The sequence below is a fragment of the Pseudomonas sp. GM79 genome, assembly GCF_000282495.1.
Classification (GTDB): Bacteria; Pseudomonadota; Gammaproteobacteria; order Pseudomonadales; family Pseudomonadaceae; genus Aquipseudomonas.
Map to the genome: position 1 here is coordinate 35673 of NZ_AKJE01000004.1, position 14154 is coordinate 49826.

The window sequence follows — 14154 nt, forward strand, 5'->3', positions numbered from 1 at the left end:
GAAGTGCATGACGCAAGTCACGGTGAAACAACTGGCCGATGAGGTCAAAACACCGGTAGAGCGCCTGTTGCAGCAGATGCGTGAGGCAGGTCTGCCGCACACCGCCGCCGATGAAGGTGTGAGCGATAGTGAGAAGCAGTCTTTGCTGACTCACTTGAAGAGCAGCCACAAGGCGAAAGTGGAAGAACCGCGCAAGATTACATTGCAGCGCAAAACCACCAGCACCCTGCGTGTTGCTGGTAGCAAGAGCATCAGCGTTGAAGTACGCAAGAAGAAAGTCTTCGTACAACGCAGCCCGGAAGAAATCGAAGCCGAGCGCAAACGCGAACTGGAAGAACGCCGCGCAGTAGAAAATGCTGCTCGTCAGAAGGCTGAAGAAGAAGCCAAGCGTCGCGCCGAAGAAGAAGCGCGTCGCCAGCCTGCGGCTGCGCAAACCGCTACTAACGACGCCGTTGCAGCGCCTGCTGCAGTAGCTGAGCCAGTACGTGAAAGCGCGCCGGTTGTTGCAGCTGCACCAGCACCTGCGGCCGACACTCGCAAACGCGACGAACAGCGTCGTCCGGACAAACCACGTGCCGACGATACCAATCGTCGTGGCAGTGGCGATGGCGAGCGCAAAAACGCTCCGCATCGTGCTTCGGTCAAGGAAAAAGCGCCTGCTCCACGTGTTGCGCCACGTACTACCGACGAAGAAAGCGATGGCTTCCGTCGTGGTGGTCGCGGCAAGGCCAAGCTGAAGAAACGCAACGCCCACGGTTTCCAGAGCCCAACCGGCCCTGTTGTGCGCGAAGTGAAGATCGGCGAGACCATCACTGTTGGCGATCTCGCCCAGCAGATGTCGGTCAAGGCTGCTGAAATCATCAAGTTCATGTTCAAACTGGGTACTCCAGCGACCATCAACCAGGTACTGGATCAGGAAACTGCCCAACTGGTTGCCGAAGAGCTGGGCCACAAAGTGACCCTGGTCAGCGACACCGCCCTGGAAGATTCCCTGGCCGAGTCCCTGAAGTTTGAAGGTGAAGCGTTCTCCCGTGCACCGGTTGTGACCGTAATGGGCCACGTTGACCACGGTAAGACTTCGCTGCTCGACTACATCCGTCGTGCCAAGGTAGCTGCTGGCGAAGCCGGTGGTATCACCCAGCACATCGGTGCGTACCACGTTGAAACCGAACGCGGCATGGTCACCTTCCTCGACACCCCTGGTCACGCCGCGTTTACCGCCATGCGTGCCCGTGGTGCCAAGGCGACCGACATCGTGATCCTGGTGGTTGCAGCGGACGACGGCGTAATGCCGCAGACCGTTGAAGCCGTTCAGCACGCCAAGGCTGCTGGTGTTCCGCTGGTTGTTGCAGTGAACAAAATCGACAAGCCGGGCGCCGATCTCGATCGCATCCGTAGCGAATTGTCGGTTCACGGCGTGACCTCGGAAGAGTGGGGCGGCGACACCCCGTTCGTATCGGTTTCGGCGAAAGTCGGTACTGGCGTGGACGAGTTGCTCGAAGCTGTTCTGCTGCAAGCTGAAGTTCTCGAACTGAAAGCGACCCCTTCGGCTCCTGGCCGTGGTGTTGTGGTTGAATCGCGTCTCGACAAAGGTCGTGGCCCGGTTGCAACCGTTCTGGTTCAAGACGGTACCCTGCGCCAAGGCGACATGGTGCTGGTCGGTTCGAACTATGGCCGCGTTCGCGCCATGCTCGACGAGAACGGCAAGCCAATCAAGGAAGCCGGTCCTTCCATCCCTGTCGAGATTCTCGGCCTGGACGGTACCCCGGACGCTGGCGACGAGATGAGCGTGGTTGCCGACGAGAAGAAAGCCCGTGAAGTGGCTCTGTTCCGTCAAGGCAAGTTCCGCGAAGTCAAACTGGCCCGTGCTCACGCCGGCAAGCTTGAAAACATCTTCGAGAACATGGGTCAGGAAGAGAAGAAGACGCTCAACATCGTCCTCAAATCCGACGTCCGTGGTTCGCTGGAAGCGTTGAACGGTGCCTTGAATGGCCTGGGTAACGACGAAGTGCAAGTGCGTGTGGTCGGTGGCGGTGTCGGTGGTATCACCGAATCCGACGCCAACCTGGCACTGGCCTCCAACGCTGTACTGTTCGGCTTCAACGTGCGTGCCGATGCTGGCGCTCGCAAGATCGTCGAGCAGGAAGGTCTGGATATGCGTTACTACAACGTGATCTACGACATCATCGAAGACGTCAAGAAAGCCCTCACCGGTATGCTGGGCAGCGATGTTCGCGAGAACATCCTGGGTACCGCTGAAGTGCGTGACGTGTTCCGTTCGCCGAAGTTTGGCGCGATCGCCGGTTGCATGGTTATCGAAGGTGTTGTTCACCGTAACCGTCCAATCCGTGTACTGCGTGAAGACATCGTTATCTTCGAAGGCGAGCTGGAATCCCTGCGCCGCTTCAAGGATGACGCTTCCGAAGTACGTGCCGGCATGGAATGCGGTATCGGCGTGAAGAGCTACAACGACGTCAAGGTCGGCGACAAGATCGAAGTCTTCGAGAAGGTGCAGGTTGCTCGCAGCCTCTAACTCGCGCACTTCAAGGGCCACGATGAGCCGCCGCATGCAGATGCGCGGCGCAACGTCCGGACTCTAAACGCAACGCCCGGTCTGGCTTTTGTCAGGCCGGGCGTTTGCCGCTTTCAGACCCCTCGGGTTTCACCGTGGGGCAGTAACAGGTAACAAGACATGGCAAAAGAATACAGCCGTACCCAACGTATCGGCGATCAGATGCAGCGTGAGCTGGCACAGCTGATCCGTCGTGAAGTCAAAGACCCGCGCGTCGGTCTGGTCACCATTACCGCTGTTGAAGTCAGCCGTGACGTCGGTCACGCCAAGATCTTCATCACCGTGATGGGCCAGGACAGCCGCGACGACATTGCGCAAAGCATCAAGGTGCTCAACTCCGCCGCAGGTTTCCTGCGTATGCAGTTGGCTCGCGAAATGAAGTTGCGCAGCGTTCCGCAGTTGCACTTCCATTACGACGAAAGCGTCGTGCGTGGCGCCCACCTGTCGGCCCTGATCGAGCGTGCGGTGGCTGAAGACAATCAGCACCCGGTAGCGGCTGAACCCGAAGACGCCAAGGAGTAATCGGTGGCTCAGGTCAAACGTATCCGTCGTAACGTCAGCGGCATCATCCTGCTCGACAAGCCGCTGGGGTTCACCTCCAACGCGGCATTGCAGAAGGTTCGCTGGTTGCTCAATGCCGAGAAGGCCGGGCACACCGGCAGTCTCGATCCGCTGGCCACCGGCGTGCTGCCGTTGTGCTTTGGCGAGGCCACCAAGTTCTCGCAATACCTGCTCGATTCCGACAAGGCTTATGAAACCCTGGCGCAACTGGGCAAGACCACCACCACGGCCGATGCCGAAGGTGAAGTTTTGCTGGAACGCCCGGTGACCGTTGGTCGCGCCGATATCGAAGCTGTGCTGCCGAAATTTCGTGGGCAAATCAGTCAGATACCGCCGATGTACTCGGCGCTCAAGCGTGATGGGCAGCCGCTGTACAAGCTGGCCCGTGCAGGCGAAGTAGTGGAGCGCGAACCGCGTTCTGTTACTATTGCACGCTTGGAATTACTGGCCTTTGAGGGTGATACTGCGCGGCTTGCGGTGGATTGCAGCAAAGGCACCTATATCCGCACCCTGGTGGAGGATATCGGTGAGCAACTCGGTTGTGGCGCTTACGTGGCTGAATTGCGACGTACCCAGGCCGGGCCTTTCACGCTTGCACAGACCGTCACTCTGGAAGAGCTTGAAGCGGTACATGCCGAAGGCGGCAACGAAGCGGTCGACCGCTTCCTGATGCCATCGGACAGCGGCCTGCTGGACTGGCCACTGTTGCATTTCTCGGAGCACAGCGCGTTCTACTGGCTTAACGGCCAACCGGTACGTGCCCCGGATGCACCGAAGTTCGGCATGGTACGGGTACAGGATCACAATGGTCGTTTCATCGGTATCGGTGAAGTGAGCGAAGACGGGCGCATCGCGCCACGTCGACTGATTCGGTCAGAATGACCGAAACCGGCCTGTGTAACAGCAGGTCGGCGAGTGTGGCTGTTAACAGGCACGGTCACTACTCATTTATAGATACAGGGATTTGTCCCTGGCCTGTTGAAGCTGTTTCTTTGAAACAGTTTCCTGATAAAAGGATTGCCTCATGGCTCTCGACGTTCAAGAAAAAGCTCAAATCGTAGCTGACTACCAGCAAGCTGTTGGTGACACTGGTTCGCCAGAAGTGCAAGTTGCACTGCTGACCCACAACATCAACAAGCTGCAAGGTCACTTCAAGGCCAACGGTAAAGATCACCACTCCCGTCGTGGTCTGATCCGCATGGTAAACCAGCGCCGTAAGCTGCTGGACTACCTGAAAGGCAAGGATCTGGGTCGTTACCAGACTCTGATCGGTCGCCTGGGTCTGCGTCGCTAATAAGCGATTGCGCTAGAGGTTGGTTGTCTGTCGTGCGTCAGTGGGTCTCCCGCTGGCGCATGTCAGGCTCCCAGCCTCAAGTTTTATCTGGATAGTCGTTTTACCCTGGACAGGCGTTGGGCCGATTCCCGACATTGCCCAAGAATTTCGCAAGAAGACAAGTTCCCCAAGAGCCACAAAAGAAGGTAGGACACCGTGAACCCGGTAATCAAAAAATTCCAGTTCGGTCAGTCGACCGTTACCCTCGAGACTGGCCGTATCGCCCGTCAGGCCTCCGGCGCAGTATTGGTCACCGTTGACGACGACGTCAGCGTATTGGTGACCGTTGTCGGTGCCAAACAAGCCGATCCAGGCAAGGGCTTCTTCCCTCTGTCCGTTCACTACCAGGAAAAGACTTACGCTGCCGGTAAGATCCCTGGCGGTTTCTTCAAGCGTGAAGGCCGTCCTTCCGAGAAAGAAACCCTGACTTCCCGACTGATCGACCGTCCGATCCGTCCGCTGTTCCCAGAAGGCTTCATGAACGAAGTGCAGGTTGTCTGCACCGTCGTTTCCACCAGCAAAAAGACCGATCCGGACATCGCTGCGATGATCGGTACCTCGGCTGCCCTGGCCATCTCCGGCATTCCTTTCGATGGCCCGATCGGCGCTGCCCGCGTTGCGTTCCATGAAAGCACCGGTTACCTGCTGAACCCGACTTACGAACAACTGAAAGCTTCGAGCCTGGACATGGTCGTTGCCGGTACTTCGGAAGCCGTGTTGATGGTTGAATCGGAAGCCAAAGAGCTGACCGAAGACCAGATGCTGGGCGCAGTACTGTTTGCTCACGACGAGTTCCAGGTGGTAATCAACGCCGTTAAAGAACTGGCCGCTGAAGCTGCCAAGCCAACCTGGACCTGGGCTCCTCAGCCAGAAGCCACCGCACTGCTGGGCGCTATCCGTGCCGAGTTCGGCGAAGCAATCTCCCAGGCTTACACCATCACCATCAAGGCCGATCGTTACGCTCGTCTGGGCGAACTGAAAGACCAGGTTGTTGCCAACCTGTCCGGTGAAGAAGGTCAGCCGACTTCCGCTGAAGTCAAAGCGGCTTTCGGTGAAATCGAATACCGCACCGTTCGCGAAAACATCGTTAACGGCAAGCCACGTATCGACGGTCGCGACACCAAGACCGTACGTCCGCTGAACATCGAAGTCGGCGTTCTGCCGAAGACCCACGGTTCGGCACTGTTCACCCGTGGCGAAACCCAGGCCCTGGTAGTCGCGACTCTGGGTACTGCCCGTGACGCACAGCTGCTGGACACCCTGGAAGGCGAGAAAAAAGACCCGTTCATGCTGCACTACAACTTCCCTCCGTTCTCGGTAGGTGAGTGTGGTCGCATGGGTGGCGCTGGTCGTCGCGAAATCGGTCACGGCCGTCTGGCCCGTCGTTCGGTTCAGGCGATGCTGCCTGCTGCCGACGTGTTCCCGTACACCATCCGTGTTGTGTCGGAAATCACCGAGTCCAACGGTTCGAGCTCCATGGCTTCGGTCTGCGGCGCTTCCCTGGCTCTGATGGATGCCGGCGTTCCGATGAAGGCACCGGTTGCCGGTATCGCCATGGGTCTGGTTAAAGAAGGCGAGAAATTCGCCGTCCTGACCGACATCCTGGGCGACGAAGATCACCTCGGCGACATGGACTTCAAAGTAGCCGGTACCGCCAAAGGTGTTACCGCGCTGCAGATGGACATCAAGATCAAGGGCATCACCGAAGAAATCATGGAAATCGCTCTGGGCCAAGCCCTGGAAGCGCGCCTGAATATCCTTGGTCAGATGAACCAGATCATTGGCCAGTCGCGTACCGAGCTGTCGGAAAACGCTCCGACCATGATCGCGATGAAAATCGACACCGACAAAATCCGTGATGTCATCGGTAAAGGCGGCGCGACCATTCGTGCAATCTGTGAAGAGACCAAGGCTTCGATCGACATCGAAGACGACGGTTCGATCAAGATCTTCGGCGAAACCAAGGAAGCTGCAGAAGCTGCGCGTCAGCGCGTTCTGGGCATCACCGCTGAAGCCGAGATCGGCAAGATCTACGTCGGTAAGGTTGAGCGCATCGTCGACTTCGGCGCATTCGTCAACATCCTGCCGGGCAAGGACGGTCTGGTTCACATCTCGATGCTGAGCGATGCTCGCGTTGAGAAAGTGACCGACATCCTGAAAGAAGGCCAGGAAGTGGAAGTACTGGTACTGGACGTGGACAACCGCGGCCGTATCAAGCTGTCCATCAAAGACGTAGCAGCAGCCAAGGCTTCGGGTGTTTAATCACTCCCACGCCTGACCGCTTCAACGTTATAAAAAATGCCCCGCCGTGAAAACGGCGGGGCATTTTTTTGTGTGCAGAAAGATCAAAAGATCGCAGCCTGCGGCAGCTCCTGCACGAGATTGTGTTCAACCACGATATGGCGGCGTACATCGAATCTGTAGGAGCTGCCGCAGGCTGCGATCTTTTGATTTTGCGGTGCGCCAAGTTGCCGGACCTCGAAGCCAGTGCTAGGTTTAGCCCACAGCCCGTGTAGCTCAGCCGGTAGAGCAGCGCACTCGTAACGCGAAGGTCGCAGGTTCGATTCCTGTCTCGGGCACCACCTCTCGCTTATTTCACCTTTCTGCTCAGATCCTCAACGGTGCGTTTGAGCTGATCCATCGCGCGATCCTGATCGCTGATCTCCCGTTTGAGACTGGAGATTTCGCTGTTGTTCGAGCTTGAGCTAGAGCCGCTATTGCGCTTTAGCTCTTCCACTTGCTTGCCAAGGTTGTTCAGATCGCGTTCCTGCTCATTGACCGTGCGCTTGAGATCGTCAATCTCCTTGCTGCTGGAGTTTGAGCTGGAACCGCTGTTGCGTTTGAGTTCTTCGATCTGACGGGTTTGTTCGCTGAGGGTGCGCTTCTGGCTTTCCAGTTCGATGGCATTGGCCTTCACGGTTTTTTGCAGGCTCTCCAGATCATCGATGCTGACGCTGGTTCTGACGAGTGTGTCCTTGCCGAATGAATTGTGGAGGGCGCAGATTTTGTCGGAGTACAACGCAGGGTCAGAGGTGACTTCGACAGCTGCTTGAGCGGCACTGGCCAATGTCAGGCTGCCGAGCAGCAGGGTAGCGGTCGCAAGCTGGGTAGACGAAAGCTTCGAAAAACTGCGCATCACTGGGTTCCTTGTGATGTGCCGATATGGCACATCGCTATTACTTTGGATTTCGGCTTATGTTCCCAAGGCCTCTCGCACCTTATGCACCTGGCTTTTTATGGGATAGATGTAAAGACCCGTGTAAATCATCGACAAAACGTCCTATATTCGTTGTCTGCATGAGCATCGCCCAGCAGTTTTCAGATGATCCCGAATGGTTCTGAAGGCCAGACAAACCGGGCTTCAAACGGTTTTTTGCGTCAGAGAGATCCTTGATGATCCAGATCCATCTTCCATTCCCCAGATCAGCGAGAACGCCATGACCGTTAAAGAATTGACCCAAGAAGCCAGACACGAAGAAGCCCTGAAAAAGTACGCGCTAGACGCGCACGAGTTGATGGAAGAGATCAAGGACTTGCCAGCCGACGATCAGAAAGACCAGATCCAGTGGGCATTTGAGGATGAGGCTGAATCCCAGGGCTTGCAGCCGTGGGAGCTGACGCTCAAGTACACCTCAAGCCCGGAAGAGTACGAGGCGGCGCGCCTGGCGCTGCACAAGGAGGCGGCCGAGGTATTGGGCGTCGAGTGGGAAGAGTACTGCGAGATGAATAATCTAGTCGTTTGACAGCGACAAGCTTCAGGCTTCAAGCCGCAAGCTACAGGCAAAGTGAAACCGCTTGTAGCTTGTAGCTTGTAGCTTGTAGCTTGTAGCTTGTAGCTTGTAGCTTATGGCTTACAGCTCCTCAGAGACTGAGGCGCATCGACAGGTCCACAGCCTTCACATCCTTGGTCATCGCACCAATCGAAATATAATCCACCCCGGTTTCGGCGATTGGCAGCAATGTACTTTCATTGATACCGCCGCTAGCCTCCAGTTTTGCCTTGCCGGCGTTCAAGCGCACAGCTTCGCGCATGTCATCCAGGCTCAGTTCATCGAGCATGATGATGTCGGCGCCCGCCGCCAGTGCTTCCTTCAGCTCCGCCAGACTTTCCACTTCGATCTCCACCGGTTTGCCCGGGGCGATCTTGTGTGCGGCATTGATAGCTTCAGGAATGCCACCGCAGGCGGCGATATGGTTTTCCTTGATCAGGAAGGCGTCATACAGGCCGATGCGGTGATTGTGGCAACCGCCGCAGGTCACGGCGTATTTCTGGGCCAGGCGCAGCCCCGGCAGGGTTTTGCGGGTGTCGAGCAACTTCACCTGGGTCTCGGCAACGAAATCGGCCAGGTACTGCGCGCGAGTGGCCACGCCGGACAGCAATTGCAGGAAATTAAGAGCACTGCGTTCACCCGTCAGCAGCGAGCGCGCCGGGCCTTCGAGATGGAACAACACCTGATTGGGTTTCACCCGTTCGCCGTCGCGCACCTGCCAATGAACGGCAACCCGAGGGTCCAATTGCCGGAAAACCGCATCCACCCACGCGGTACCAGCAATGACAGCCGCATCGCGAGTGATGATGGTGGCTTTGGCCAGGCGTTCGGCCGGGATCAGTTGCGCGGTGATGTCGCCGCTGCCGATGTCCTCGAGCAACGCACGGCGCACGTTGGCTTCGATTTCGGCGGTCAAATCGGCGAGACGTAGATTCGGCATAACGGGCTCCACAAACAAAGTGGCCCGATTATAGGGCCATGGTGCGAGGCAACCCAAGGCATCAACGCCCATTCCATCGTTCGCCCACCTGCATTTGGTCGATTCGTGCGAGCAATCGGTGTTAAGCAAGGGTCTCTCATAAACGTCTATTTCTTTGGGGCGGGCAGAGTCTGCTGGCACAAGGAGAGTCTTTTGCAGATAATTCGCCTTTCGTTTGACGTCATAGCTTTGACGTAACTTTGGATTCCTTATTATTGAATGACTACGGGTGATGACTGTCCCCATTGAGCGTCGGCTGTATGGCCTGCGTACGAACCGAAGAATCACCGTTTCAGGAGGCTTGGATGCACAACGACGGGAATGTAGTGCCTTTGCACAAGGCCGCTACCGACCAGGCGACTCACTCACCGCTCGCCCGCCTGCCCGTGATTCTGCTTCAGGTTCGCGACAAGGCCGCGCAACAGCTCAAGGAGGGTTTGCAGGCGCTGTTCGATAACGCCGACGACACCCTGTTCGAGATGGCCGACCGCGCCCGCAACGACGTCGAGCAAAACATCTTCTTCGAAGCCATGCGCGATTTGCGCCTCAAGCGCAAAAGCATCGAACGCGGTTTTCTCGAGCAATTCTCCGAGGCTTTCGTCGGCCTCATTCATCACGACACCTCTCAGGCTGCCTTTCCCCCGGCACTGGTTTTCGATGCCGCGGTGCCGTTAGACGACATGGAACGTAATGTGGCGGTGGAGGGCATGGTCGGCAAAGTGCTGAACCGCGACGGCTTCGCCCTCGACCAACTGACAGCCCGGCTCAGCATGCTGCTGGGCAAGGCGTTGATCGAACGGCAAAACCCCATGGGGCCGACGCTGCTCTGCGAGTATTTCTTGCAGGCCGGGCGCAACCTGGGGATGGAGATCAAGGTCAAGCTGATCATTCTCAAGCTGTTCGAGCGCTATGTGCTCAGCAATGCTGATCAGCTCTACGCCGAAGCCAATCAACTGCTGATCGCCACCGGCGTGCTGCCGGACCTCAAGCCCGCCCCGGCGCGGCGTGCCACTGATCGGGCGGCTGCGAGTGTTCATGCTGATCCCGCCGAGACAGGCGTGCGAACTGGCAATACGCAGATTGACGAAGGCGTGCAGGAAGTCTTCGCCGCCTTGCAGGAATTGCTGTTCCACGTGCGTGGCAGCGTTGCGCCGACCCTGGAGGTCAGCGCCCAGGCTCAACCCATCTCAACCCGCGACCTGTTGCGCCTGCTCTCGCATTTGCAGCAATACGTACCGGCGCTGGCGGCTCCAGATGATTTCGATCTGCGTAATCAGCTCGAACAACTGCTGACCCGGGGCAGCGTCAAAAGCGGCAAATCGCGTGTGGTGGGGGTGGCCGACGAAGACGTGATCAACCTGATCGCCATGCTCTTCGAATGCATCCTCGATGACCGCAACCTGCCGGACTCGCTCAAGGCGCTGATCGGCCGTTTGCAGATCCCGATGCTGAAAGTCGCGGTGCTCGACAAGAGCTTTTTCAGTCGCAGCAGCCATCCGGCCCGGCGTTTACTCAACGAAATCGCCGCTGCAGCCATGGGCTGGGGCGAGTGCGATGACCATGAGCGCGACAGCCTGTACCTGCGCATCGAGCAAGTGGTGCAGCGTTTGCTGAACGACTTTGTCGATGACCCGGCAATCTTTTCCGAATTGCTGGCCGATTTTCTCGCCTTCACCCATGACGAGCGCCGTCGCAGCGAATTACTCGAGCAGCGCACCCGTGACGCCGAAGAGGGCCGCGCCAGGACCGAACTGGCGCGTCAGCGCGTCGAGCAAGCGCTGAACCAGGCGTTGGTGGGCAAGGTGCTGCCGCACAGTGTGGTGGCGTTTGTCCAGGAGGCCTGGAGCAAAGTGCTGTTGCTGACCTGCCTCAAGCACGGTGATCAGTCCGCCGAATGGCACGCCGATGTGCAGACCATGGAGCAATTGATCTGGAGCGTGCAGCGCCATGATGAACCCGACGCGAGCGTGCGCTTGTTGGCGCTGGTGCCGGGGTTGCTCAAATCGTTGCGCGATGGTTTGAACAGCTCGGCATTCGATCCGTTCGCCACCGGCGAGTTTTTCAGCAAGCTGGAAGCTTTGCACGTCCAGCTGTTCGAACGTCCAGGCCAGAAAAGCATGGCCGTTGACGCACCGATGATGGTCGAAGTGCAGCAGCAAATCGTGCTTCGCAGCGCCGACGAAGGCCCGGTCGAGATCGCATCGATGTGTTTGCCGGAGGACGATGTCGCTTTGCTTCAAGTCGATCAGTTGCGCCTGGGCTGCTGGGTCGAGTTTCAGGAAGATGAGGAAAACACCCTGCGCTGCAAGCTGGCGGCGATCATTGAAGCCACCGGCAAGTACATCTTCGTCAACCGTACCGGGATGAAAGTGCAGGAGCACAGTCGCACCGGTCTGGCCCTGGAGTTCCGGCGTGGTGCGGTGCGAACGCTGGACGATACCTTGCTGTTCGACCGGGCGCTGGAGTCGGTGCTGGGCAACCTGCGGCGTCTCAATCGCGGCAAGTGATCGCGCGCCGAGGGTCTATCGCGGCATACTGGGCACCAACACAGTCGTCGTTGAAGGAACCTGTATGCAGTTGGACCCCGCGAGCGGTTGGTGTCAGGGCGTGCGCATATGCCCCTCGCCCAACTTCAATGCGCGCCCCGAGGGCGAAATCTCCCTGCTGGTGATCCACAACATCAGTCTGCCGCCAGCGCAGTTTCTGACCGGCAAGGTGCAGGAATTTTTCCAGAATCGTCTGGATGTCACGGAACATCCCTACTTTGCAGGAATCGCCGACCTGCGGGTGTCTGCGCACTTTTTGATCGAACGTGACGGCGCCGTCACTCAGTTTGTCTCTTGTCTTGAGCGCGCATGGCACGCTGGCGTCTCGTGTTTCGAAGGACGGGATACCTGTAACGATTTTTCCGTGGGCATCGAGCTCGAAGGCACGGATGATCTGCCGTTCACCGACGCCCAATATCAAGCGTTGACGGCCCTGACCCGACAGCTGCAAAGCGCCTTCACGGGTATCACTGCACAACGCATCTGCGGGCATAGCGACATCGCACCCGGGCGCAAGACTGATCCGGGACCGGCGTTTGACTGGGCACGCTATCGCGAGTCTCTGGCAAAAGCTGCTCTGGAAAAAAAGGAGTAACAATGAGTTTTCTGGTGCTGCTGTTGGCGGTTTGGATCGAGAAGTTCTCGGCCCTGCGCCATCGGGTTCAACGTGATGGCGGTTGGGTGCGCGAGCTGCACAAGCTTGAAGCCAACCCACGCATGACAAACCGTCCGTGGCTGATACTGGTGGTGCTGGTGTTGTTGCCGGTGGCGCTGCTGGGTTTGCTGTTGGTGGTGCTGGAACCGGTAGCCTACGGTTTGCTGGCGTTACCGGTGCACCTGCTGGTGGTGATTTACAGTCTGGGCCGTGGTGATCTGCTGGCCGGCCTCGGGCCGTTCCGCGATGCCTGGCGCCGGGAAGACCTGCAAGCCGCCGCTCATGTGGCCAAACGCGACCTGAATATTTGTGCCGACAGCGGCGAGCAACTGCTGGAGCGAGTTGAAGGGCATCTGCTGTGGCAGGCCTATCAGAGCTTTTTCGCGGTGATCTTCTGGTACTTCCTGCTGGGCCCGGTTGCCGCGTTGAGCTATCGACTGCTGGCGCTGGCCGAGGAGCACGGGCAGAACCCGGCCGTGGTCGAGCGAGCGGCACAGCTGCGTCATGCGTTCGATTGGGTACCGGTGCGACTGTTAGCGGCGAGTTTTGCGCTGGTCGGCAACTTTGTCGCGGTCGGCCGGGTGATGCTGCACGAGTTGCTGAACTGGAACATCAGCGCCGCCCAACTGATCGAGAAGGTCGGGTTGGTCGCCGGTGAAATTCCGGCGCCGATGGTCGGGCCGGACGGCATCAACAGCCTGGACCGGATCTGGGAACTGCTGCTGCGCGCGGCGGTGCTTTGGTATGCCGGGTTTGCGTTGTGGACTGTTTTGTCCTAAGCAACAACACATGTGGCGAGGGCGCTTGCTCCCGTTGGGTCGCGAAGCGGCCCCCGGCGCCCGTCCAGACAGACTAAGTTGTCTGGATTTTACGACTGCTTCGCAGCCGAACGGGGGCAAGCCCCCTCGCCACAAGGTGCTCACCCGCTCCAACAACGGCACCCCGCCGTTAACCTTAAGTTACAAAACCCTCCGCCGATTTAGGCTATACAGAGATAGCGCCAATAGTGGCTATCTGCTGTCTCTGCGCGCCTGCCATAAAAATAAGAATTCAAAAGGGAGACTTCACAGTGAAGAGCTTGCTCTATCCCGCCGTCGCGCTGATGAACCGCCTGAGTTTCGGCATGAAGTTCAGCCTGATCAGCGTGCTGTTCCTCGTGCCGATGCTGGTGACCAACTTCTATCTGGTGCGCGATTCCTATCGCGAATTCCAGGGCACACGGGTCGAGCTGCAGAGCCTCGACCTGCTGGGCAGCGGCCTGAGCCTGCGCCGGGATCTGGAAACCCTGAACAACCTGGTGCAGATCAACGTCACCCTTGGCCAGTCCGGCAAGGCCGGTCATGTCGAGTCGAACATCAGCGCCCTGGAGCAAAGTGTTCTGACCCGTTTGCAAGGGCTGGCGGCGATGACCACTGACCCGGAACAAATCATGTTTTTCGATGGCAAGCGCGATGAAATGATCGCCGCGTTCAAGGCCCAGCAAACGGAAACCTCCCTGCAAAGCAAAAGTGCGCTGATCGGCAAGTTGCTTGGCAACGCGCAGATTTTCAGCCAGATCATTGCCAGTCAGGCCGGCCTGAGCCGCGACAGTCAGAGCGACATGCGTCAGCTGAGCGAGCTCATTACCAACGTCACGCCAGCCGTCACCCAGACGCTTGGCGAAGGCCGGGCGATGGGCTCTTACTCGTTGGGACAGGGCTTTCTCAATTCGTCGTCGAGCACCCGGTTCGATGAATTG

The 14154-nt window shown here is 58.1% G+C and carries 11 protein-coding genes and 1 tRNA gene; 10 read left to right on the top strand and 2 right to left on the bottom strand.

Annotated elements, in window-relative coordinates; genetic code table 11:
* The first annotated feature begins 7 nt into the window (after positions 1–7).
* The 6 genes from infB (at position 8) to PMI36_RS28265 (ending at position 7048) form a co-directional block, all read left to right on the top strand.
* Positions 8–2533: a translation initiation factor IF-2 gene (gene infB / locus PMI36_RS28285; protein ID WP_008067212.1), complete on the top strand. Its 2526-nt coding sequence runs from the start codon at positions 8–10 to the stop codon at positions 2531–2533.
* A 159-nt stretch (positions 2534–2692) separates the two neighbouring features.
* Positions 2693–3094, top strand: coding sequence for a 30S ribosome-binding factor RbfA (gene rbfA, locus PMI36_RS28280; RefSeq protein WP_007900467.1), 402 nt, complete (start codon positions 2693–2695; stop codon positions 3092–3094).
* Positions 3095–3097: 3 nt separating this feature from the next.
* On the top strand, positions 3098–4015 hold the full coding sequence (truB, locus tag PMI36_RS28275; protein WP_008067213.1) for a tRNA pseudouridine(55) synthase TruB: 918 nt from the start codon (positions 3098–3100) through the stop codon (positions 4013–4015).
* A gap of 142 nt (positions 4016–4157) precedes the next feature.
* The gene (rpsO, locus tag PMI36_RS0129295) at positions 4158–4427 is read left to right on the top strand and encodes a 30S ribosomal protein S15 (protein WP_003177875.1); all 270 of its coding nucleotides are present in this window, start codon (positions 4158–4160) and stop codon (positions 4425–4427) included.
* A 195-nt stretch (positions 4428–4622) separates the two neighbouring features.
* The gene (gene pnp, locus PMI36_RS28270; protein WP_008067214.1) at positions 4623–6728 is read left to right on the top strand and encodes a polyribonucleotide nucleotidyltransferase; all 2106 of its coding nucleotides are present in this window, start codon (positions 4623–4625) and stop codon (positions 6726–6728) included.
* Positions 6729–6972: 244 nt separating this feature from the next.
* A tRNA-Thr gene (locus PMI36_RS28265) sits at positions 6973–7048 on the top strand.
* A gap of 8 nt (positions 7049–7056) precedes the next feature.
* Here PMI36_RS28265 and PMI36_RS28260 read toward each other — a convergent pair.
* Positions 7057–7602 (bottom strand): hypothetical protein, encoded by a 546-nt coding sequence (locus PMI36_RS28260; protein ID WP_008067216.1) that lies wholly within the window; start codon positions 7600–7602, stop codon positions 7057–7059.
* A gap of 301 nt (positions 7603–7903) precedes the next feature.
* Between PMI36_RS28260 and PMI36_RS28255 the strand changes: the two genes are divergently transcribed.
* Entirely contained in the window at positions 7904–8209 is a 306-nt protein-coding gene (locus tag PMI36_RS28255; protein ID WP_008067218.1) for a DUF6388 family protein, read from the top strand.
* A 118-nt stretch (positions 8210–8327) separates the two neighbouring features.
* Here PMI36_RS28255 and nadC read toward each other — a convergent pair whose 3' ends face one another.
* Complete coding sequence (gene nadC / locus PMI36_RS28250) at positions 8328–9176, bottom strand: carboxylating nicotinate-nucleotide diphosphorylase (RefSeq protein WP_008067221.1); 849 nt, start codon at positions 9174–9176, stop codon at positions 8328–8330.
* Between the two features lie 344 nt (positions 9177–9520).
* Between nadC and PMI36_RS28245 the strand changes: the two genes are divergently transcribed.
* The 3 genes from PMI36_RS28245 to ampE all read left to right on the top strand — a co-directional run bounded on the left by PMI36_RS28245 (position 9521) and on the right by ampE (position 13195).
* On the top strand, positions 9521–11722 hold the full coding sequence (locus tag PMI36_RS28245; protein WP_008067222.1) for a DUF1631 domain-containing protein: 2202 nt from the start codon (positions 9521–9523) through the stop codon (positions 11720–11722).
* A gap of 64 nt (positions 11723–11786) precedes the next feature.
* Entirely contained in the window at positions 11787–12356 is a 570-nt protein-coding gene (gene ampD / locus PMI36_RS28240) for a 1,6-anhydro-N-acetylmuramyl-L-alanine amidase AmpD (protein WP_008067224.1), read from the top strand.
* A gap of 2 nt (positions 12357–12358) precedes the next feature.
* A complete protein-coding gene (ampE, locus tag PMI36_RS28235) occupies positions 12359–13195 on the top strand; it encodes a regulatory signaling modulator protein AmpE (RefSeq protein ID WP_008067226.1) in 837 nt (278 codons plus the stop codon).
* Positions 13196–14154: the final 959 nt, after the last annotated feature.